This window comes from Bacillus sp. RB3 (assembly GCF_030164735.1).
Taxonomy (GTDB): Bacteria; Bacillota; Bacilli; order Bacillales; family Bacillaceae_G; genus Bacillus_A; species Bacillus_A cereus.
Genome location: NZ_JASNGE010000020.1, coordinates 36,798 through 59,405 on the forward strand (window position 1 = coordinate 36,798; position 22,608 = coordinate 59,405).

The following is a 22,608-nucleotide window of genomic DNA, read 5'->3' on the forward strand; positions in this document are numbered from 1 at the left end:
TTGATAGCAGTGTCATATACGAGCCACACAGCTATCCATTCTCTCAATGATGAAAAGGCAACAATACATTTGCAATCATTGTACTCATTATTTTCACAAAACACTCTTGTTACTAATTGTTATATATATGCCGTACTTATCCCCCCTTCACGCCTCCTTATATTTTTATCCTACACAATGAAAATCTCTTTTTCCTTACCTATCCCTTACAAATTCCTTACATTCAAAATCACTTGTACACTAGGGTTGAAGTAGCATCTGTGCCCGAAAACGCAAAAAATAGATTACCTGCACACGAAAAAGTATAGTGCACAGGTAATCTATTTGTTTTTAAGATTAACAAAAACCTAATTTATCTTTTGAATTCTTCCATCAATAATAGACTGAATTGGTTCTTTTGATTTTTTTATATAATCTACTAATGCTTCAAAATCAGTTGGTCCTGTTTCAGCATCTTTACCGTTTTTAAAAGATACAAATCCATCTCCCCCTGAAGCTAGAAATGCGTTAGCAACGACGCTGTAAGTTTTAGAAGGAATAATTTCTTCTCCATTCGTTAAGCGAATACTTGTTACTTTTTCTCCATTGGGCTTGTTCGCATCCCAAGTGTATTGGATTCCTGAAATTTGAAGCATTCTTGTTATGTCTTTTTGCCATTGTTGATTTAAAATATCACGAATGTCTTGACCTGTTAAATTTACTTTTATTAATTGATTTCCGAATGGTTGAATACCATATATCTCTCCCCATGTAATATCACCAGCATCTAAGTCATTACGAATACCACCAGGATTCATAAGTGCAATTTGGGATTGCATTGTTGTACGCTGGGCATCAGCAACTAAATTTCCAAGAGTAGATTCACCAGCCGTATTGAGTTTGCGATCTAGTGGCGCAATAGACTTACCTACAACTTCATTAACAAGAGGTGCGATTTTTGCTTGATATTTCTCCATCTTCTTCTTTATTTTTTTATCAGGCTCTATGCCTTCATGATAAGTTGTAACAATTTCTGCTTTTTTCTCAACAATATCTTGTGTTTTACGATCAATCTTTACATCAACATCAGCAAAAGCCATACCATATGAATTTGCTTGTACGACAAGTTTATTATTAACAGTTCCATTTACATAAGTGTGGCTATGGCCACCAAAAATAACATCGACTTCTGGATCAGTCTCATTTGCTAATCGGACGATATCACCATTTGTTACGCCGTTCCCATCTGTTATACCTCCGTTATGTGCAAGAACAACGATAGATTTAACGCCTAGTTTTTTTAATTGCTTTACGGATTTGTTAATAGCTTCAACTTCATCTGTAATTTCTACATTCTTTAGCATAGTAGGCATAACAAGGTTAGGAACATCCGTTGTTACGACTCCGATAAATCCAACAGGAACTCCTTGTACCTTTTTTATAGTGAATGGTGGTAAAAATAAACGACCGGTGGATTTATTATAGAGATTTGCAGCAACATATGGGAATTTTGCTCCTTTAAAATTCCCTGTTTTCTCATGGTATCCACCATAAATAAGGCGGTTCATTTCTTCAACACCTTCATCAAATTCATGATTCCCTATCGTTCCAACATCGAATTTCAAATCATTTAGAAATTCAATCGTAGGTTCGTCTTGTAATAATGCTGAAACAGGAGTACTTGCTCCAACAACATCTCCAGCATGTACCTTTAATGTATTCGGATTTTGTTTTTCACGATCACGTAAATAAGCCCCTAAGTACTCAATTCCCCCTGCATCTTTATTGTTAATTTTTTTTACAGTGTCTAGTTGCCCATGAAAATCGTTAATACCGAGCATTTGTACATCTATGTAGCGGTTTGATTCTGTACTTGCTTGGGCTGAAGGCATAGCAAATACACTAGTAAAAGTAACTGTACTTAATGCTAAAGCAACTGGAATGATTTTTTTCAACATAAAATTTCTCTCCCCTAATTAAAATCTGACATAATACGATGTTATTTTAATATATTAAGAGAATTATTTCCACAAAAATTCTACCAATTATAAAAATTAATAAGATTTCATTGTTTTCTGACAAGATATTTCTTCCTCAAAAAATGTATATTTCTTTGTTTTGAGAATTATTCAAAATATTATCTTGATAGTAATATAACAATACTTCTAAGAAATCTAAAAAACTCTAATCAATATATTTTAGCTGTTAAGAAGAGTATTCAATCCAAAATTAATGGAGATTTATCAACCTAACATCTCAATATCACCATTAAAAAGATGCTCCTGGATTTATCCAAGAGCATCTTTTATAAAGCTTTATTTTAACTTGTTTATAATTTATTAATTAACAATTATATAGTTGTAATTAGTCCTTTAAAAATGATAGGAGTGCTTCATTAAATTCTTTGGCATGCGTTGCATTTAGCCCATGTGGACCACCCTTTATTAACGTTACTTTAGAATTAGGAATTGCTTCATGTGTTAATTTCCCACTATATTCATATGGTACAGTTGCATCAGAATCACCGTGAATAATAAGAGTAGGTATATTAAACTTCTCCAAGTCTTTTCTAAAATCTGTCTTACTAAAGGCGGTAATACAATCAAGTGTTCCTTTAGGTGATGCACTGGCTGCAATATCCCAATTATATAAACGGAATGGCTCACTAACTAAATCTGTTCGATTACCAGCTGCGAAAAATCCCTTAGTAAATTCATCAAGAAATGCAAGGCGGTCATTAATCACACCACTTTTGAACGCTTCAATTGTTGCATCATCTAATGCCCCTTCAGGATGATCCTCTGATTTGTATAAATATGGAGGTACTGCTCCAGCAAAAACAGCCTTTTCAATACGGTCTGTTCCATACGTACTAATATACCGGGCTACTTCGCCTCCACCCATAGAAAAACCAACAAGTGTGACATTTTGAAGCTCTAAATGTTCTAATAGTTGATGTAAATCAGAAGTAAAGGTATCATATTCATACCCTTCCCACGGCTGAGATGATTTTCCAAATCCTCGACGATCATATGTTATAACTCTGTATCCAGCCTCAACAAGAGCGGGAACTTGGTATTCCCAAGATCGACCACTTAACGGCCAACCATGAATTAGTACAACTGGTTTTCCTGTGCCATAATCCTCATAATATATCTCAATTGGTTCTTGATTTTCGGTTCCTACAGTAATTTTAGCCATGCTTCTACCTCCAAAAAATATTCTAATATGTATCCTTTTCTTCAATAATCCGGATGAATGTCATAACCTATTCATGCACGTTTATGTTGTGAACTCTAAGTATGAAACTCTATTGTTCCAATGCATTCATTTTCTCCTTTTGGAACAATCCCCCCTCTAATACCTTTTTCATCAAAAAATAATTACTGAACATTACTCCTATTCAATTGTAATAACAAAAATAGGTGACTATCAATATTGTTCTATCTATAGGATGTATAGGTAAAACCAATCTATTTTATAGTGAAAACAACTATAGTTACGACCTATACGAATTATAGATAATTTAGAATTGATTAACGAATCAGTTTTCAAATACTATAAAATTGTATAGCACTTCATGTTCTGTGAATGCTGCTATAACCAATATTATTGGTCAGCTTAGTTATAAACGAAGAAACTTATGATAGTATCCGACTATTTAAACTTTCTTCGATTACTTAATTTTTAGGAGGAATACATAATGACTGATCTCTATTCTCGTATTAACAAAGATGATGCTGTTGTGCTTTTAGTAGATCATCAAACTGGTCTTATGTCCGGACTAGTACGTGACTATGGTGTTGATGAATTCAAGAACAATGTTTTAGCTCTTGCTCATACTGCTAAGTTTTTTGATTTACCAGTTATTTTAACAACAAGTTTCGAAAACGGGCCTAATGGACCTTTAATGCAAGAATTGGTTGATCTCTTTCCTCATGCACCAAAAATAGCTCGACCTGGACAAATTAACGCATGGGATAATGATGATTTTGTAAAAGCAATCGAAGAAACTGGAAAAAAACAACTTATCATCGCAGGCGTAGTTACGGACGTTTGTGTTGCTTTCCCGGCACTTTCCGCTATAAAAGCTGGATATGAAGTATTTGCTGTTACGGATGCTTCAGGAACTTTCAGTAAACAAGTTGCAGATGCTGCCAATACTCGTATGGCACATAGTGGTGTGCAACTTATGAATTGGTTTAGCGTAGCTTGCGAATTACAACGCGATTGGCGCAACGATGTCGAAGGTTTTGGCAATTTGCTTGCTAGCAATCTTCCAGGCTATCAAAATATAATTGGAAGCTATAGGGGAGCTCAGCGAGATCTTAGTAAACAAAATGCATAAAGTGAAACTTTAATCAGTGGGGGTTTTGTTCATCCCCCACTGATTATTAGTTGAACCAATCGGGCTTTTACAGGCAGTTGATCCCCCACCTAACTTCTTTGCTTCCGCTGAATTTTGAGGTGGGGGTCTTACTGCCCGTTAATGCGGGATAAATGTATTCCAAGGAAATAGCTTTAAATCACTTTTTTTAAGTAGATAGTATAAATTTAGTGCTGATTAAATCAGCACTAAATTTTACATTAAAAAGTATAGCAGTGTTTTAATTGACAGAAAATATATTATTTTCAATAAACAATTAAAAAAGGAGCGTTTTATTATGAGTAGGTTAGAATTGTTAAATCCGGAGAACAGTGCCTTAATTTTGATTGATTTTCAACCCCAAATGACTTTTGGAGTTGCAAGTATTGATAGACAAACATTGATTAATAACGTTATGTTGCTTGCTAAATCAGCAAAAACTTTTAACGTACCTACTATTCTTACTACAGTTGAGACACGCAGCTTTTCTGGTTATTTTTGGCCACAAATTCTTGACATATTCCCAAACCATGAAATTATAGAACGCAGTTCAATGAACTCTTGGGAAGATCCAAAATTTGTTGAAGCAGTTAAAGCAACAGGTAGAAAGAAATTAATATTTGCAGCACTTTGGACTGAAGTTTGCCTTGCATTCCCTGTGCTTGAAGCAATTAAAGCTGGCTATGAGGTGTATGCAGTTGATGATGCTTCAGGTGGTACTAGTTTGACAGCACATAGCGCTGCTATGCGTCGTGTAGAACAAGCTGGTGCAATTCCAGTGACAGCAATTCAAGTTTTACTTGAATACCAACGTGACTGGGCACACAAAGACACTTATGATGCTGTAATGGAAATTGTAAAAGAGCACACTGGCGCTTATGGTCAAGGAGTAGAATATGCATATACTATGGTGCACGGCGCGCTTCCAAGCAGGAAAATATGAAACAAGAAGGAGTAGCTGTCGAAGAGACTTATACAGGTAACACGATGGATGCTGCTGATCCAGTAACAACGATTGTTACATGGGAAATTCAACAAGGTAAAGAAAAACAGTTTGAAACATGGAGACATGAAATCGAAGCTGCCGCTACTAAATTCCCAGGGCATTTAGGTGTAAATCTAATAGTCCCAAATAACGAATCGAGAGAGTATACTGTTATTTTTCGCTTTGATACGTATGAGCATCTACGTGCTTGGCAAGAATCAGATGTTCGCCGAGATTTGTTAAAAACGGCAGAACAATTTCAGGTTACTAATCCGAGTTACAAAACTGAAAGTAGTTTGGCTTATTGGTTTGTTACTCCGAAAACGCCAGTTCCACCGCCAAAATGGAAAATGTCTATCGTTACCCTTTTGGGTGTATGGCCTCTTAGCATGTTAGTTCCTAAATTGATAGGACCTATTATAAAACATATGAATCCTATTATGTCCGCTTTTTTTGTTTCTATATGTATAGTGTCCTTGCTATCATGGGTAGTCATGCCGATTTTCGGTAAATTATTTCATCCATGGTTACAAAATAATAGAAAGTAGACGAGGTGTGAACATGAATTTACCGGATATGATCTTATATAACGGAAAAATTACTACCCTTGACCCTTCTCAGCCTGAGGTATCTGCTATCGCCATAACTGATGGTTTAGTCACTGCAGTAGGTGGAGATGAGCTTCTTAATAGTGCCACGGAAAAAACAAAGAAAATAGACCTTAAAAGAAAGAGAGCTATTCCAGGCCTGAATGACTCTCATATACACGTTATTCGTGGTGGTCTGCATTATAATATGGAATTACGTTGGGAAGGCGTGCCATCACTTTTTATTGCTCTAGAAATGCTCAAAGAACAGGCAAGGCGTACACCTGCTCCTCAGTGGGTAAGGGTAGTTGGAGGTTGGTCTGAATTTCAATTTAAAGAGAGACGGTTGCCAACTTTGGAAGAAATTAATGCCGTTTCTGAAGACACTCCTGTCTTTGTGCTACATCTTTACGATAGAGCACTTGTAAATCGTGCTGGGCTGCATGCACTGGGATATACAAAAGATACACCAGACCCTCCAGGCTGCTTAATTGAGCGGGATAAACGAGGTAATCCAACGGGCCTTTTAATTGCGAATCCTAACGCTTCTATTCTTTATTCAAGTTTGGGTAAAGCACCAGCACTTAATTTTGACGACCAGATTAATTCCACTCGCCATTTTATGCGCGAATTAAATAGATTAGGTATTACAAGTGCTATTGACGCAGGTGGTGGATTCCAAAATTATCCTGATGATTACAAAGTTGTTGAACATTTAGCCGCGAAGGAACAATTAACTTTGCGTATTGCTTATAATCTATTTACGCAAAATCCAAATCATGAATATGAAGACTTTGCTTCATGGGCAAAAATTGTTTCTCCAGGTCAAGGAACTGATAAGTATAAAATGAATGGTGCCGGAGAGATGTTAGTATTCTCAGCAGCCGATTTTGAAAAATTTCAAATGCCACAGCCTGAACTAGCTACGATGATGGAAGCTGACTTAAAGAAAGTAATTTCTCTATTGGTGGAAAACCGTTGGCCCTTCCGTTTACATGCAACTTATGATGAGTCAATCACACGTTTCTTAAATGTATTCGAGGAAGTTAACAGTGAAATTCCTTTTAATGGTCTACGATGGTGGTTTGATCATGCAGAAACAATCTCAGATCGTAGTATGGAACGTGTTAAGGCTTTAAATGGCGGTATTGCCATCCAAGACCGCATGGCTTTTCAAGGTGAATACTTTGTTGATTTATACGGAAAGGAAGCTGCAAAGCGTACTCCTCCGATTTATCGTATGTTAGACCTTGGTATACCTGTTGGCGCCGGTAGTGATGCAACTAGAGTTTCCAGCTATAACCCTTGGGTCGCTCTTTATTGGATGGTTGCCGGAAAAACCATTGGTGGACTTTCGATATACGATGAAAAAAATAAACTTGATAGAAAAGTAGCCCTGGAATTATATTCAAAAGGAAGTGCGTGGTTCTCTGGTGATGAAGGTAAAAAAGGAACCCTTGCAGTAGGTCAGTTTGCTGATCTTGCTGTATTGTCTGCTGACTACTTTACTGTGCCAGAAGAAGAAATCAAGAACCTTGAATCATTACTCACAATTATGGGTGGACAAGTTGTTTATGGAAATGATGAATTTAAAAATTTATCACCTGAATTACCGCCAGCATCACCTGATTGGTCACCGACGGGAGTTTATGGTTATGGTGGTGCTAACCTAGCCCACACTATACTTTCTCACGATGCTCATGATCACAAGTTACATAGTTGCAGTAACCCTCTCCATCAGCACACTCATACCGTAATAGGAAAAGATGGAACTAAATGGGGTATTGGTTGTACTTGCTTTGCTTTCTAAGTCAAAACCACCGGTATAATGCCGGTGGTTTTCTTTATGCAATAAGGATATGTAGATTCGAAATAGCATTGTATATCTCTATTGGAATCTATTACTATTTAATAGGACAAAAGAGTTGATAGCTTAAACTTGATTTGTTTTTTACATCCTTCTCTCCTTGCAAAGCCTACCCCTTTCCCTTAAGTAAAAGTCAAAAATCGATCACACCACACATATAAAGCCACTGCCCTTTGACTTTAATATTTGCTTTATCTTAAGACTTATAGATTTTTTCAAATTTCACACTAGAATCATTATTATTTCTATTACACTGATACTTTTTGCGAATCATTTAACTTCTGCATAAAGATGCGTGCAGCAAAACTTAAAAATTTATCATCAAAGTGAATAAGATTAATATCTTGACTTGGTGTTGGATCAGTAATACGAACTATGCTCAAAGTATCATTATTAACAAAGTTAACCAGTGAACGAGGTATTATGGCAACCCCATGTCCATTGTATACAAGGCTCAATAGAGAAATAGAAGATTTTGTTTCTATATTTGCTTCAGATAAAGATAACCCTAAACTCTCACAATATATTTTAATAGATTCACGACAACTACATGAAACCATTATTCTACTCAGCCCTACTAATTCTCGAAAAGAAACAAATGATTTTTCATTCAAAGGATGATTTTTTGGAATGACAAGGACGAGCTCTTCACTATACAAAAGGGTGTTTGTTAATGTGTCTGGAATTTGAGCACTACGTGTAATCCCAAAATCAATATTTTTGTCAACGATTTGATTTACGGAAACTTCGGATTCTACAATTTTCACTACGATGTTGGGATAATGTTGTTGAAACTTCATAATATAAGGTGTTAAATAAGTAAGGTCCTCTAATAGACCTCCTATAGTAATCACACCTCTTTTTACACCCTTTAATTCAAAAATTTCATTATAAACGTCATCAAATTGTTGCATGATAAATTTTCCTTTATCAAATAGCAGCTTACCCGCTTCTGTCATTTTGATACCTCTTCCAACTCGATGAAACAAAGGTGTATCAAGTTCACCTTCTAACACACGTATTTGTTGACTTAAAGTCGGCTGTGAAATACCTAGAACTTCCGCAGCTTTAGTAAAACTATTATTATTACAAACTTGAATAAAATACTCTAAATGACGTAACTCCATTCTTGATACCCACTCTCCGCTTTATGAAAGATTTATAATGAAAAGGACGATATGTATACGTGAACATAACAACTTTATTTCCTACTATATTAATTGCAATTACATAATTTCTTTATTTTGTACTACAATACATTTACTACTATTTATTAATTTTCCCTCCTATTTATTTAATTTATATTTAATTAGGATATTACTAAACAGAAATAACATCTAAAAACTTACACTTTCTGTGCGTAATATCCTAACTTTTTCAACTGTTTAATTATCATTTTTTCTCAATGTAGTCCAAACTACCAAATATATGCCGAATCGCCTCTTTATGCTGAGGAAAAATACTATCAATTAACTGAATACCATCTGAAGTAATTGACGCATACATGATACTACTACTTGCAAATCATATTTTGTCCCCAATTTTTTTATAGGCTGATCAGCTTTACTGTATAGTAGCTCAAGCACTGCAAATTCAGTTGCATTAAGTCCATAAATTTTTAGATCCTTTTCAATACGTTTAGTGATTGGCTGTAATTCCCTTGATAATATAACAATTAACTTTAAAGATAAGCTCTCATCGTTAATCACGCTCACAATTACCAATCCTTTACAAATTACCTTGAATTCGAGATTTATTATATTATCGTCAAAATATTATGTCAATCATTCATTTTAGCTTTATCAAGCCACTTATAATTTATTTCTCAACATAAGACATATGGAATCGTTAGAAAATAACTGTTAATATATAGATATCTCAATTACGTTATTTTTTAGAGGGCTTGTTGTCTAGCGCAAGCTCTCTTTTTTCATAGTCTAAATGGAATTCGGACACATTTTATATGGTGAGTTTTGCCCTCTTTTAGCGATAGAGACAAAAAATCTGGTTGTGATGTAAAAACTTCAAAATAACCGCAAATAATCTATAAAACTCAGACATATCAATGAATACGCATTCAAGCGATTCCGATCCACAATGCTACACTCCATCCACCTCAAGCGTATGCCCATCCTCCGACAAAGGATCCAACAGCACCACCCAAAAAGAAAATAGACATGAATAATCCATTTAAGCGACTACGAACTTCTGGTTGCAAAGAGAAAATCAAACGTTGACTTAAAACTGGCAGAAGAATATCGTACTCGATGTTTCCGCCCCGTCGACTGCAAGCAAAGCAACTTCTAGAGAAGGGAATTCAAAGAGGAGAATTGAAAGAAAACCTTGATATTGAATTATCCATCGATCTCATTTACGGACCAATTTTTTATCGGTTGCTAGTAACCGGTGATAAGTTGGATGATTCCTATGTACATCACTTGGTAACAAGCGCATTCGATGGAATACGATTAACATGAATAACATTCGAAAAAAGAATTAAATGCGCCTTCCTCATATACGAATAAAATTTCGCTTAACTTAATAAATAAAATATCTAATTATTTAAGCAGATGTATATGAATCGGTCCCCCACATACATCTGCTTAAGAGTTGAGAATTACCCTAAATGAATGAACATGCAAAAAAATTTATTCTGAGGATTTTACGATATTTTATTTAATCGAAATGTGACATAACTCCTAATATTAGTTTTATTAAGACGCAAGCTCCCTCTCTTCTATTTTTTAATTGAATATTTTAGGTTTATAATGATTTATTTTTAGAGATAATTACCTAATTTATTAACTTATTTTAGAGTAAAAATTAGGAGAAGCCTATCGTGACAGACTCCTCCTAAAAAACAACCGTTGTATACATATGGAAAATAAATTTATTTTATTAATAATGAATATTCACCAGTGTTATCATCAAATTTATACACATTCAAATAATATTTCCCTGGTTTCGCTACGAATTTTCCCTTTATAGCATTTCCTTCATCTTCACCACAAACTACGTAATTTTGCATGTCTGATTCATGATAAAGTACCCATGTCATCCCAATGTTTTGTTCATTTACCACAGAAATATCTACTTCTTTTGGAACTGTAACATCAAACGTATAAACATCTGTTTGATCAGGAGCAATCAGATTTCCTTTTACAAGCTTATTAAATGGGAGTACCTTTTCCTCTTCAAGGGATCCACCTGTTTGCGGATCTTGTTTTACAGTAACTTTTGTTTGTTCTTTACTTTCTTTTCCTCTACTATCTTTCACAGTTAGTTCCACAGTATATGTTCCTTTTTCCCCATATACATGGGTAGGGTTGGCTTCAGTACTTGTTGTACCATCTCCAAAGTTCCATAGATAAGAAATAATTTTTCCATTTTCACTTTCTGTACCATCACTATGGAATTGAATTCCTTCATTTACTATCCCGCTATATGGTCCATTCATATTTACTATAGTCGTTGTTTTTTCTTTTTCCTCTGTTGCAACACCATGGAAAACAATATCATATTCAAATTGATTGGCTGCATTCACACGATAGTTAACAAAATAGGCTGTAACTGTTTTATAGCCGCTCCATCCTGTTTGAGACAACTGCTCCAAGGTTTGATTGACTTGTTTACTCATTGTTTTCCAGTCTTCAGACTCACCTTTTGATGTACTACCTATGTACTTGCCTTCTACAGTAAATGTGTTAAAAAATTGAGACTCATGTTTTGTGATTTTTGCATCTTTTATATTAGTTACATCGACAATTTCTTTCTTCACTTCAGCTAACGGCTTAGGTGCATGTTGTATTAAGTAATCATTTGTTACTTGTGGTACATTGTATTTATCTTGATTATCAATCAACTGCTGCATATACGTTTGATATTCTGTATTCAGCTGTGCATCTTTACTTAATGCTTCACGATACGCGTCATAATTTTTCACATCGTTTGCCCGGATTAAATCCTGAATCTTATCAAAGGTTTCAAAGTGGTGATTATATAGATAAGACTGTAGTGCAAAGGAATAATTATAAAAATCCCATGATCCATATTTTGCGAACAAAGTTTGCTTTGCAGTATAACGGCTTGCCGGATCAGATGATAAGCCACTTATAATACTTTTACGTGGAACAACATTATTTGTACGTGTAGATCCTGCAAAGAATTCTGCATTCCCTTCTTGGAACCAAGTTAAGCGTTCATTTTGATATAGTTCTCCACTCCCAAATAAACCAGGAACCTCGTATCTTCCTTGTAAATAATGAGTGAATTCGTGACGGAATAACTCTTCTAGACTATAAATACTCTGTTTTGGTGTACGCTCATATGTAAAGAAAGTACCCTTCTCTTCAATATAAATACCGCCGTTGTTCGTTTCATATCCATATAATTGTCTATTTAATTGATAATCATCTGGATTATTATAAATTACAATTGTCAGCACATCATCTGCGTTACCTGGTTCTAGTGCTTTATCATTTCCAATTACACGGTGATATTGTGCCTTTACTTCTTTGGCTGCCCAATATAACCTTTTAATTTTCTCTTCTGTTACTTTATCGCCTGTCTTAAAAACAATAGATCCATCATCAAATGTATATGTTTTAGGTAAGTATTGTAACTTTCCTTCTTCACGTATTTTCTGTAAATCTACTGTATTTCCATCATAATCTTTTCCACCGTAGTTTGTTTTGATTTGCTCTACCGCTATAAAATAAGGTCCACTTAGGCGAGGATACATATTCATCGCTTGTGTAATAACTTCCAATCCTTTGTTTGGATTGCTATGAAATTTCCCTAAACGTCCTGCATAATAAATCCCATTATTAATTAGCCAACTATTCTCAGTTGTTAAATTCCGTATGAGAGCAATTCTACTAACCTCATTTATAAAGTTATCTATCTTCCCATACCACATTGTTGCATTAGGCTTTTTATTCGTTTCCTGCAAATAAGATTGTATATCATAATCAATACCTTTTACGATTTCATATACAGCTTGTTCTTTCATATAATCATTAGCATACATAGAAAGGTTATCATTAAACTGTTTTAAAATATTTGCCGCATACTGTACTGTTTCAGCATCACTAGAAGCATTACTAATTAATTTCCCATACGCAACTACTACTCTATCTTGCTCAGCTGTACCTAATGTAAAGTTTGGATTTTTTGCAATAGCTTTTAATGCTGGTAAACATTTGTCATGGAAGCTTCTCTCATTTAAGTAACCTACTTCATTATTAAAATATCCCACATAAAAAGCAGAACGTAATATCTCAACAAAAGTTTCAATTCCCATTGAGTCCTCTTTCGTAAAAGATTTCCCTCGTCGTCCTAATTCATTAATGATAACGTTCATACGTTCTCTATTTTGATAAAAAGCTTTCGTATCTTGATTGAATTGAAATAAGTCTGTAATTTGATTCCATGAAACTCTTGATAGCGTATCAATGAATTGACTATCAGGCATTTTATTCAGTTCTGCCAGAGTATAGCTTTGCTTTAATTGCCTGTCATTATGTTTCATCACCGAAGTTGGCCTTTGTGAAAAATCACCTACTTTTAAACGCTCTTCAAAAGTTAAAGTTCCATCCGCTTTTGTAGCATGTGCAATTTCATCTTTTAAAGTTTCTGTCCCAATCGGTTTCATCTGTAACGTATTATAGGGTGCTTTTTCTTCTGCGGATACCTGTGTTTGAATACTTCCAAATGATAATGCCATCGTACTAATACCGATCATCATTTGAGTAAATTTTAAATTCTTGTTCATAACATTTCCTCCATTTATATATTCCACCCAAAAATATAACATTTTATTTTAATAAATTATCATAAAATGTATTATTACATATTGTTTAATATGTATTTCTATATAAATTAATATTAAACAAAGCATTATTGAATCTCTTTCTTTTTCCATACATACTCATAAATTGAGTAAACTTTTTGTTTGGAATTTACAGGTTCGTTGCACGAAACCAGACTCTCTGGCAAGATTTCTTAAGATGTTCGGGGATAAATAACATTGAATTTCTTGAGCAAATAGTTGTAGTTCATCAGATACAAAAATAGACATAAAAAACGCTATCCTTTCCTATGATTCTAGAGAAAGAATAGCGTTTTTTTACTCGTTCAGTACTTAGTAGGTATAACTTTTTATATTTCAAATGACTTTTCTCTCTAAAATTATTTTTCATACAAATTTTCAGATTCTAAAAAATCTATAAATTTCTTATAATGTGTCACTGTTCTTTCTAAAGCAATCATTAAAACAAATATAAAATAAATTGCTTGAATTCCATTCATATAATTAAAGAGTGATTCAAATATATATACAATACTTGCAATCATAGAACAAAACCATAAATAAAATTTCATTTTCAGTTTTTTAATTTTTTGCTTAGTTGTCTTACAAGGCTGGCCATGAACTCTTATAAACAAATAAATTGCTGTATGCAAAATAATAATTAAAAATTGGAAACTTCGATTGTCCTCTGAACTAAATTCAGAGAAACCTATTTCTAATGAATGTAATACTATCCAAATAGAAAACAAAGATAGCACGAAGACATATAAAAAACCAAATAATAATTCAAAAATAAATAACCAAGGTTTATTTAATATTGAGTAAAATGGATTTAGATATTTTATGGTTAATAAAAATTTCTTCACTAAATCAGTAATAATAATTGATGTATTAGTTATATTCATATAGAAAAGTAATGTTATTGGAACCAATAACATTATAGCAATGCCCCAAATGGTAATCTTAATACCGGATAAAAAGAAAACAGCTCCAAAAATTACAACTGAAAAAATAAAAGTTGATATTGGAACAAACATTAAAAATATAAGAGTTCTTATTAAGATTAACTCCCCTAAAAAATCTTTTATTATGAAAACATGTATTTTTTCCTCCTTGTAATTCTTCACAGTTTCAACTATTTCTTTCTCGGATAAAAGAAAATACTTCAATCTATTAAACATAAAAAAACTCCTTTATATTAATTTAAAAAAGATTGCCCTCTGTATGCTACAGAGGGCAATCTTTATTGATGATTAAAATATATACCCAACTGTTAGCAAATATATTAAAAGACATTGTCATTAATTCACTTTAAATTTCACTTCTGGGTATTTGGAGTCCAATTTTTCAAGCGCAGAGCTATCGTCTACCTGTTTCACATATCGATCAAAAAAAGCGAGACTGAATTCGTTTATAATACGGTGAACGTATCTTGGATCTTCATCTAAGCTTCGTAACAAAGGAGAGAACAAATGAAAATCAGTGAAACTCGTATGATTGGTATGGGGAATAACCATTGACATGCCACCACCTGCAAGTGCATGGTCACTACGAACTTTTCCCTCTAAAAAATCTTTCGTGGAATCATCACTAGTCTCTGCATTTATAATCAAAAACGGTTTTCCAACTCTAGATTTCGGAACATTTTCCCCATATAATGTACCATCCATATTGATGGCTGCTTTGACACGGGAGTCTTCCACTAACACTTGCGCAGCTGTAGCTCCACCATAAGAATGTCCAAACATTCCAATTCGGGATGTATCCATTCTTCCTGTAAAGCGATTATCTTTATCGCTTTGGTTAAGCTTCTCTATTTGATTAAGTACAAAAACAACATCTTCCTTCCATAATTTGATATGGCGATCTCGTTCGGCAAAATCAGTTAAATTGATCGACTGTACAAAAGCGGTTCTGCCATCTGGAAAGACGGTAGCTGCAGCATCATAGGTATGATCAATTCCTACGACGATGTAACCTTGGCTGGCCAACTCCTCCACCTCAAACGTGTTTTGATTGCGAAAACCGCTTAAACCATGGGAAAAGAGTAGAACCGGATAACGTTCCTCTGAATCTGACAATTGAGCTTCCATGAATGCATTCGACTTCATCAAGCCTAGATGATGAAACGCGAATGCTGGAATAGACAATGATTTTTCCAACCCCTTGGCAATCTCATCCGAGTTATGGATATAAGGTGCGCGATTCATCTCTCCTTTTTCTTTTGCAGGATACCAAACCTGAACCATCAGCTCGCGCCGGCCGTTCAAATCTTTCATATAAGGTTCTTCTCGATTATAATCAATCCAATGATAAAGTGTAGTACCAACCTTGAAGGGACCGCTCGTTTTTTCAAATAAAACTACTGGCATGAGGGAAGGAAGCATGACCGCAATAGTCAAATAAATGACCAGTAGCGCTGTCTTGACTGTGAATGCCCCACAACTTTTAACGTTCTTTTTTAATTCAGCAAATAGATAGCAGCTTGTTAAAATAAATGGGGACAAATAAGCAGGAATCATCTGCCAGCGATACCCTTCTATGATAAGCTGCACAACAACCACACAAAAGGCAACTGTTAGAATGAAGACAGACCATTGTTTTATTTTCTCACTAAAAAACAATATACAGCCTAGAATACTAAAATTCACAATAATTATAACAGTCTCAAAAAAATCCATTTACATTCCTCCTATACCCGTATTTTATCTTCAAGGACATCCCAGCCAAATTGAAAAAACAATTTAAAATTACAAACTTTTCGTTTCCATCTCTGATTACCTTAATTCGTACCTTCAGTACCGAAAAATTATTTTCGGTACTCATTTTATATTATACCGAAATCTTCCAGACTGTAAAGTATAATTACCCTTAAGTAAAATCGACATAAAGTGAAACTTTAATCAGTGGGGTTTTCTTCATCCCCCACTGATTATCAGCCCTCACCAATCGGACTTTTATGGGCAGTTGATCTCCCACCTAAATTCTTTGCTTTCACTGAATTTTGAGGTAGGAATCTTACTGCCCATTAAAGCGGGATAAAAATAAAAAATGAGCGAGGCTACGTTAACCTGTATGGTTATTGTGACCCTACTCATTTTTTATGTAGAAGTACTATTTAATCCTTACTTGTGATTCCATGCAATATGATATCGGCCATCATTGCAAGTGACTCTTGTAGAGTAATTTGGTTAGAGGCTATACTCCCCTGTTCAAAAATTGATTTCATTAACGTTTTGAGTGTTTGGATTAGCACTGGAATGTCCATTGAACGTAAAACACCGCTATTGATGCCCTCTTCAACTAGCCCAGTAATTACCTCCCATTCTTCATTTATGCCTTGTTCTATTTTTGCCCACTGCTCTGGATGGTAACGTCGCAGTTCAATCAGTAAACGTACGAAGCTGTGCTGAAAATCCTTAGGCACAATTAAAAGAATCCCTTTTAATTTTTCCGGTATGGTCAAATTCGAATTATCGATAATTTCCCGAAAACGTATTTGGGCTTCTTCATTTATTTGCTCAACTACATAACCAATAAGCTCGTCCTTAGATGGAAAATGCTCGTAAAGCGTACTTTTGCTTACACCTAGATCACGAGCTAAATCACTCATTGTGAATTTTATTCCCCTTACATGAAAAAGCGCAATAGCAGTTTTGGCAATCCGATCTTTCATCATTTATTCACCTCATACCAAAATAGTAAAGTTATTATCTCTCCAGTACTATAATAGTACTTCGAGTACAAGAATAGTTTAACTTTTTATTTCTTGAAGGTCAAACGTGATGAAGATGATGACATTTCACCTCATAGCCTTTAAATGAAAATATTATGTTTTTTATGGAAACCAAGTTTATTTTTATCATTGCGGGGACATCAAAACTTTAACTTGATAGGGATATGGCACTACCCCAATTAATAAATATTATTAACTATATGTCTATCATATTTTTTATAAACAGGACTAATTAGATTTAAAAAAAGACTTCTTTTTCTTTACTCGTAATAAATCACCTGTCCATCCTTTGAATCGCATATACATATACATACCCGCTGTTGTGAAAATAATAAATAAGAGAGCCATTAAATAGCTATATTTCCATTCAAGTTCAGGCATGTATTTAAAATTCATACCCCATAATGCTCCTAAGGCTGTCAAAGGCGTACTCACAGCAGTTAATACAGTAAGAGCTTTCATAATTTCATTCCCACGATGAGAAGAAACAACTTCTTGCAAATGAATCATCGTGTCTAATTCTTCTTGGTACTCTTTAACAAGTTGTAATCCACGCTCTAATTTTACGTGTGTTTGTTTATAACAAAGGGTGTTTGTTAGTTTTTCTAACCAAGCTTCCTCCAAGCCTTGTAACACTTCTTGTATTAAGCGAAACACATGTGTGTTCATAAATAATTCATGACGAATATGATAAATCCTTTCTAAAACTGCTATGTTATTATAATGATAAAAATCCCATAACACATTTCTGAAATTGTTTTCAAAATAGTCAACCTTTCGTAAATAGTGAGATATAAATATCGATAAGATGGCACATAGTCCTTCAGCGGAACTATTACAATTTTTTATACCTATAGGGAAATTATGTATTAATTCTTGAAAATCTTCTTCCTCTTTTTCTTGGACCGTTATCAGTATCCCATGAGCTACGAAATAATGAAGAAATTTTTGAATTTTGGCGTCCTTTTTATCTTGATCATATAAAAACGAACCATATACACAAGTTTGACTTGGTGATAACGTATAAACATATAATCCATTTTCACAAGGAGAACTTATTTTCTTTACAAATTGAGGGAAATAAGATGTTACATCACGGGGGATTATAGAAGAAATTTCTTCAAGCTCACTAGTTTTCACATGATACCAACTCCATTTCGTCATTTTTATGCATTCCATATTATTCTTCCTTTCTAAATAGTTTTATGTTTGATCGAATCATATCCGTAATATGAAATTTGTATGTAGGTATCCATATCTTGGAGGAAAAGTTTTTAAATCATCTAAATTACAAAATAAATGCATAGGAGGTCTTATTCTTTAAAAAGGAAGACCCCCTATATATTAGTTATTTTTATTCTCAATTTTAAACATTTCCTCTATACAAGCACTTTTTATCTTTTCTTATTTATATTTGGAAAAGAAGCCACACAATTTGGCACGTCTATTCAACGAACTCCATTTCGGTCGTCATTATAATTTGGATTTATATGCAGATTGATTGGTGATGTCCTCAAATACTTGACTTCCAATAATATAGTATCCATGAAGCGCGGCCTCTTTTGAAGCGTCTACCATACGGAAAGAAACAATTTCACCTTGCATTTTTTCAATTTGTTTTTTGTGGAGATCTACTACTCCTCCTGTCCAAATAATAGTATCATACTGGTCTAACTTAAATTGTTCTTGTAATACACGCATGATGTCTTGGAAATGTGTATCCAACTCTTTTTGAATTAAAATATCCACCTGACTTGTCTCATAATTTTCTTCTTTATCTCCATATCCTTTTTCTAATATTTTTGGCATGTCATTAATATGCAATTGATTACTTTCACCCGCATGATTCTGCAGGATATTCTTAATATTTTTCAAAGGCTTGCTACATCCTAGTTCCGTCTCATAATGATTTAAAATGACATTCTGTTTCATATCTGTCATTTCTAATGTACGAAATCCACCATCAATAATTAAGATGCGATCTTGTTCCTGAATGATTCCCTCTTTTAAGAAATAGGCATGTAAAGCGATCGGTTGCTGAAGAATCAAAGCATTTTCAACCGTAATATTAATAAATTTCCCATCAATTTGTACGGAAGTTTCTTTTTTTAGTGCACGTTGTAATTGCTCATGCTGACTACCAAAACAAGTGACTGGAAGCCCGGTAACAACTAAAGGTAACACGACATTTTCTTTATAATCCTTTGCAATGCAACCAAATATTTGTTGTTTAAACTGTTCGCTTTCATAATAATTTTCTATTTCTTCGTCAAATGGAGGAAGAAATGAAGCGTCAGATTGATGTGCTTCATTTCCCATGTAGTATGCAAAGTCTAAGTCTATAAAACTTACCTTTGTTAAATCTTCACTTTCAGCATGATTAGGTACAGGAGCTAGTGTGGCAGCTTCACTCTTAATCGTCACCTCAGAATCTACATCCTGTCGATATGCCCGCTTAGTAAAACCAATTCCTACATCAATTGCATACAGAGATTTCATACTTTTTTCCTCACTTTCTCTTTTTAGAATTAAATCTAAGCACTCTCTTCTTTCCCTTCTTTCACATATTTCTTTTCATTTTCCGTTTTTTCTCCGTCTAGGTTCTTACTATTTTGTTTTATTTCATTATCCTTTTCATCTTTTTTCTTTTTGTTATTTTCGTTTTCTGTTAAATCTTTAATAGTAGAAATGACAACCGGTGTGGCTGTAAGCAGTTGTGGTAATGTTTGTTTTGCAACATTAGCTGCAGTTACAGAGAATTGTTTACTTGTCTCGGTTACCTTCTCTAATGTTTCCTTTATGTTTCCTTCTTGTAGTTTGTCTTTTACGCTTTTTCCTTTTGTTTGTATAGCTTTCCGATTTTCTTTTTTTAACAGAGATACCATGACTCCGGTCGTAATCCCAATCACAGCATATTTAAATATTGTATGTTTCATTTTTCTCACCCTTCTCTACTTTTATTTTCTTCCATGCTACAACCTAAAATAATTAACTTATCTATTTATTAGATATTGCAATCTATTAGAGAGAATGATAGTTTTGCGGCTGCCTATCACTCGCCGTTAGTGTTTCATCTGTTACTAGAAGTAAAATTCTCCCTTGATCTAGTTTTTCTTCATATAAGTTAGCTTCCTCCTTCGACAACCCCATTTCCTCCATTTGATTTCGGAGCTCGTCCCCTTTTTTGGAGAAAAAGTTGATAATACTTGTGCCCAACCCTTGTTCTTTTACTCCAATCGTATTTGTGTTTGTATCATCCGCAATCTTTTTTGTTATATGTTTTTCATGTGTTAAGACGTAAATGTCATCTTGGTGAATCCCTTTCAATTCTAGCTCTTTTACTTTCATAACTACTTCCTGTTCATTTTGATATTCATAAACCACCGGTTTTCTTTCATTCTTATGCATCGTATTTTTCCTCCCTTAGATTTTTTATTTTCTTATTTAGTTGTTATGTAATATGTAATACACCTATTTTAAAGATGTTAAACCTAAATTTTCAAAAAACTTCACATAATAGGTTATTAATGTTTTTGAATATCAAGGAAATGTCACGAGCACTTTGCTTTGATAACAGTGTTACAAATAACGCTTTATTTGGAAGACAAGCCTATTGTTTTATAGAAAATTTCGATTTAAAAAAGTTACAAAAGGAGTACAAGATATTTTTTTCGTTAATTAAATCAAAGGAAAATAAAAAAACACTCTTTTTAAAAGAGTGCTAAAAAACATATACCCTAATAATGTTTCTAGTTTAATTACAGAAAGAAAGTCTTTATTAAAACATATAGTTGCTAATTTAATTGCGATCTTCCTTGCACCCAAGCAGCAATATCATTTATAACATACTCAAGAATATTAGCAGGACTATAATATTCATCCGGTTTACTTATTTCTCCATCCCCTTCTGTAAAGAAATGATTTAACTTTGGATATAGTCGATAATCAATGTTATCTCGTTCTTTTAATTGTTCTTTCCATAGAGAGATTTCGATTTTCGATTGAACTTGATAGTCTCTTTCACCTTGAATAATAAAAAGCGATGTCTTTTGTTCTTTTGACATTTCTGCTGCTTTAATTTTTCGGATGGAATTCTTACTTCACAGAATTTTTTGCTGTTTTCACTATATACTTACTATACAAATGAAAATATACAACGATACTAAATATACAAACTTTGCATAAAAAATGATTTTATAGCCTCTTTTTAATATCCATGCCCACTTTGCCAGCCACCGTGTCCACCTTGCCAACCACCGTGTCCGCCTTGCCAACCACTGTGTCCGCCTTGCCAACCACCGTGTCCACCTTGCCAACCACTATGTCCGCCTTGCCAACCACCGTGTCCACCCGGCCAACCACCGTGTCCGCCTTGCCAACCACCATGTCCACCTTGCCAACCACCATGTCCACCTTGCCAACCACCGTGTCCGCCTTGCCAACCACCGTGTCCACCCGGCCAACCACCACCGTGCCCGCCTTGCCACCAGCCTACATAGCCTTGTCTCTGTGAGTTCATTCCTTCGCATCCCTTCTTATTAAAAATTCAAATACTGTAACTGGGTATTCTCTAAATATAATTATGTATCCAAAAAATAAATGTATCCGCAAACATCTCGATTATCGGTAAAGTAATTATCTAATGAAAAAACATTTATCATTGCAAATCTAAGCTCTATTGTTTTTTACTTTTTTTAAAAAAAATTCCGCTATTTTATTAGCATACTTTTTAGATTCAAATTCGTCATAGTTACTTAGTATTGCAACAGACAAATCATTACTTGGGATCATTTTTCAACATTACATCAGAATCCATAGCTGGGCTTTAGTTATACAATGAAAAACGATACTTCACTATTGAAATATCGCAAAAAACTATTTATTTACATTATTATGATTATAATCCTATCCGGTATTAGTTAATCACCTATAATTGCAACAGGGCTAAACGATTCATAATGAATCAATTCCTTTGGTACTTCCCATTTATACAAAATTTTAATACTAGCTTCCATAAAAGGAAGAGAACCGCATATATAAATTTGCTTCCTTGGTAGCAATATTTCTCTATTTAAACAAACTGCAAGTAACCACTCATCCTTAGAATGAGTGGTTACTCGGTATTTTTATATAAAGAGCCATAAAAATAATGTCAGCATACGAACCATCTTTGAACCTAATTTGGTTTATTTCCCCATCTTCGGTTTACACCACCGACCGACTCTCTAAAAGAAAAACTACTTTTACTCTTTCCTTTTATCGTTTTCAAACAATATACA

The 22,608-nt window shown here is 34.1% G+C and carries 16 protein-coding genes and 6 pseudogenes; 6 read left to right on the forward strand and 16 right to left on the reverse strand.

Annotation, left to right across the window (positions count from 1 at the left end):
- Positions 1-347 precede the first annotated feature (347 nt).
- Positions 348-1,937, reverse strand: coding sequence for a bifunctional metallophosphatase/5'-nucleotidase (locus QO049_RS21550; RefSeq protein ID WP_246960436.1), 1,590 nt, complete (start codon positions 1,935-1,937; stop codon positions 348-350).
- A 406-nt stretch (positions 1,938-2,343) separates the two neighbouring features.
- A complete protein-coding gene (locus tag QO049_RS21555; protein ID WP_001074330.1) occupies positions 2,344-3,180 on the reverse strand; it encodes a bromoperoxidase in 837 nt (278 codons plus the stop codon).
- Positions 3,181-3,682: 502 nt separating this feature from the next.
- Between QO049_RS21555 and ycaC the strand changes: the two genes are divergently transcribed.
- The 4 genes from ycaC (at position 3,683) to QO049_RS21575 (ending at position 7,727) form a co-directional block, all read left to right on the forward strand.
- A complete protein-coding gene (ycaC, locus tag QO049_RS21560) occupies positions 3,683-4,327 on the forward strand; it encodes an isochorismate family cysteine hydrolase YcaC (RefSeq protein WP_000131214.1) in 645 nt (214 codons plus the stop codon).
- 316 nt (positions 4,328-4,643) lie between these two features.
- Positions 4,644-5,288 (forward strand): hydrolase, encoded by a 645-nt coding sequence (locus tag QO049_RS21565; protein WP_246960439.1) that lies wholly within the window; start codon positions 4,644-4,646, stop codon positions 5,286-5,288.
- Complete coding sequence (locus QO049_RS21570; RefSeq protein WP_246960442.1) at positions 5,285-5,878, forward strand: antibiotic biosynthesis monooxygenase; 594 nt, start codon at positions 5,285-5,287, stop codon at positions 5,876-5,878. Before QO049_RS21565 ends, QO049_RS21570 begins: the two co-directional genes overlap by 4 nt.
- Positions 5,879-5,891: 13 nt before the next feature.
- Positions 5,892-7,727 carry an amidohydrolase gene (locus tag QO049_RS21575; RefSeq protein WP_246960445.1) on the forward strand — a complete coding sequence of 612 codons (1,836 nt, stop codon included), beginning with the start codon at positions 5,892-5,894 and terminating at the stop codon, positions 7,725-7,727.
- A gap of 305 nt (positions 7,728-8,032) precedes the next feature.
- On the opposite strand, the gene QO049_RS21580 is transcribed toward QO049_RS21575, so the two are convergent.
- The 3 genes and pseudogenes from QO049_RS21580 to QO049_RS21590 all read right to left on the reverse strand — a co-directional run.
- Positions 8,033-8,911, reverse strand: a complete 879-nt coding sequence (locus QO049_RS21580) for a LysR family transcriptional regulator (protein ID WP_246960448.1) — start codon at positions 8,909-8,911, stop codon at positions 8,033-8,035.
- 218 nt (positions 8,912-9,129) lie between these two features.
- Positions 9,130-9,499 (reverse strand): annotated as a pseudogene (locus tag QO049_RS21585) (MarR family transcriptional regulator).
- Positions 9,500-9,900: 401 nt separating this feature from the next.
- Positions 9,901-10,029, reverse strand: a pseudogene (locus tag QO049_RS21590) (MFS transporter); the annotation flags it as partial.
- Between QO049_RS21590 and QO049_RS21595 the strand changes: the two are divergent.
- Positions 10,017-10,261: pseudogene (locus tag QO049_RS21595) on the forward strand (TetR-like C-terminal domain-containing protein); the annotation flags it as partial. The pseudogenes QO049_RS21590 and QO049_RS21595 sit on opposite strands and share 13 nt — an antisense overlap.
- A 413-nt stretch (positions 10,262-10,674) precedes the next feature.
- Here the strand turns inward: QO049_RS21595 and colA are convergent.
- The 9 genes and pseudogenes from colA to QO049_RS21640 form a co-directional block, all read right to left on the reverse strand.
- Positions 10,675-13,557: a collagenase ColA gene (colA, locus tag QO049_RS21600; RefSeq protein WP_246960454.1), complete on the reverse strand. Its 2,883-nt coding sequence runs from the start codon at positions 13,555-13,557 to the stop codon at positions 10,675-10,677.
- Positions 13,558-13,716: 159 nt separating this feature from the next.
- Positions 13,717-13,863, reverse strand: a pseudogene (locus QO049_RS21605) (IS4 family transposase); the annotation flags it as partial.
- 110 nt (positions 13,864-13,973) lie between these two features.
- Positions 13,974-14,774 carry a hypothetical protein gene (locus tag QO049_RS21610; RefSeq protein ID WP_098570700.1) on the reverse strand — a complete coding sequence of 267 codons (801 nt, stop codon included), beginning with the start codon at positions 14,772-14,774 and terminating at the stop codon, positions 13,974-13,976.
- Between the two features lie 120 nt (positions 14,775-14,894).
- Entirely contained in the window at positions 14,895-16,274 is a 1,380-nt protein-coding gene (locus QO049_RS21615; protein ID WP_246960462.1) for an alpha/beta hydrolase family protein, read from the reverse strand.
- A 437-nt stretch (positions 16,275-16,711) separates the two neighbouring features.
- Positions 16,712-17,272 carry a TetR/AcrR family transcriptional regulator gene (locus QO049_RS21620; RefSeq protein WP_000974054.1) on the reverse strand — a complete coding sequence of 187 codons (561 nt, stop codon included), beginning with the start codon at positions 17,270-17,272 and terminating at the stop codon, positions 16,712-16,714.
- Positions 17,273-17,557: 285 nt separating this feature from the next.
- Entirely contained in the window at positions 17,558-18,508 is a 951-nt protein-coding gene (locus tag QO049_RS21625) for a magnesium transporter CorA family protein (protein ID WP_246960465.1), read from the reverse strand.
- Between the two features lie 294 nt (positions 18,509-18,802).
- Entirely contained in the window at positions 18,803-19,828 is a 1,026-nt protein-coding gene (locus QO049_RS21630; protein WP_000839455.1) for a ParM/StbA family protein, read from the reverse strand.
- Positions 19,829-19,863: 35 nt separating this feature from the next.
- A complete protein-coding gene (locus QO049_RS21635) occupies positions 19,864-20,265 on the reverse strand; it encodes a hypothetical protein (RefSeq protein WP_000683226.1) in 402 nt (133 codons plus the stop codon).
- A gap of 85 nt (positions 20,266-20,350) precedes the next feature.
- On the reverse strand, positions 20,351-20,737 hold the full coding sequence (locus tag QO049_RS21640; RefSeq protein ID WP_000549439.1) for a YflT domain-containing protein: 387 nt from the start codon (positions 20,735-20,737) through the stop codon (positions 20,351-20,353).
- 119 nt (positions 20,738-20,856) lie between these two features.
- On the opposite strand from QO049_RS21640, the pseudogene QO049_RS21645 reads away from it, so the two are divergent.
- Positions 20,857-21,011, forward strand: a pseudogene (locus tag QO049_RS21645) (acyl dehydratase).
- 112 nt (positions 21,012-21,123) lie between these two features.
- Here QO049_RS21645 and QO049_RS21650 read toward each other — a convergent pair.
- Positions 21,124-21,423: pseudogene (locus QO049_RS21650) on the reverse strand (alpha/beta hydrolase); the annotation flags it as partial.
- Positions 21,424-21,536: 113 nt separating this feature from the next.
- Entirely contained in the window at positions 21,537-21,848 is a 312-nt protein-coding gene (locus QO049_RS21655) for a hypothetical protein (RefSeq protein ID WP_001088228.1), read from the reverse strand.
- Positions 21,849-22,608 lie beyond the last annotated feature (760 nt).

Coding starts and splice junctions, on each gene's coding strand:
- QO049_RS21550 (WP_246960436.1), bottom strand. CDS start 1,937: ATGTTGAAAAAAATCATTCCAGTTGCTTTAGCATTAAGTACAGTTACT.
- QO049_RS21555 (WP_001074330.1), bottom strand. CDS start 3,180: ATGGCTAAAATTACTGTAGGAACCGAAAATCAAGAACCAATTGAGATA.
- ycaC (WP_000131214.1), top strand. CDS start 3,683: ATGACTGATCTCTATTCTCGTATTAACAAAGATGATGCTGTTGTGCTT.
- QO049_RS21565 (WP_246960439.1), top strand. CDS start 4,644: ATGAGTAGGTTAGAATTGTTAAATCCGGAGAACAGTGCCTTAATTTTG.
- QO049_RS21570 (WP_246960442.1), top strand. CDS start 5,285: ATGAAACAAGAAGGAGTAGCTGTCGAAGAGACTTATACAGGTAACACG.
- QO049_RS21575 (WP_246960445.1), top strand. CDS start 5,892: ATGAATTTACCGGATATGATCTTATATAACGGAAAAATTACTACCCTT.
- QO049_RS21580 (WP_246960448.1), bottom strand. CDS start 8,911: ATGGAGTTACGTCATTTAGAGTATTTTATTCAAGTTTGTAATAATAAT.
- colA (WP_246960454.1), bottom strand. CDS start 13,557: ATGAACAAGAATTTAAAATTTACTCAAATGATGATCGGTATTAGTACG.
- QO049_RS21610 (WP_098570700.1), bottom strand. CDS start 14,774: ATGTTTAATAGATTGAAGTATTTTCTTTTATCCGAGAAAGAAATAGTT.
- QO049_RS21615 (WP_246960462.1), bottom strand. CDS start 16,274: ATGGATTTTTTTGAGACTGTTATAATTATTGTGAATTTTAGTATTCTA.
- QO049_RS21620 (WP_000974054.1), bottom strand. CDS start 17,272: ATGATGAAAGATCGGATTGCCAAAACTGCTATTGCGCTTTTTCATGTA.
- QO049_RS21625 (WP_246960465.1), bottom strand. CDS start 18,508: ATGGAATGCATAAAAATGACGAAATGGAGTTGGTATCATGTGAAAACT.
- QO049_RS21630 (WP_000839455.1), bottom strand. CDS start 19,828: ATGAAATCTCTGTATGCAATTGATGTAGGAATTGGTTTTACTAAGCGG.
- QO049_RS21635 (WP_000683226.1), bottom strand. CDS start 20,265: ATGAAACATACAATATTTAAATATGCTGTGATTGGGATTACGACCGGA.
- QO049_RS21640 (WP_000549439.1), bottom strand. CDS start 20,737: ATGCATAAGAATGAAAGAAAACCGGTGGTTTATGAATATCAAAATGAA.
- QO049_RS21655 (WP_001088228.1), bottom strand. CDS start 21,848: ATGAACTCACAGAGACAAGGCTATGTAGGCTGGTGGCAAGGCGGGCAC.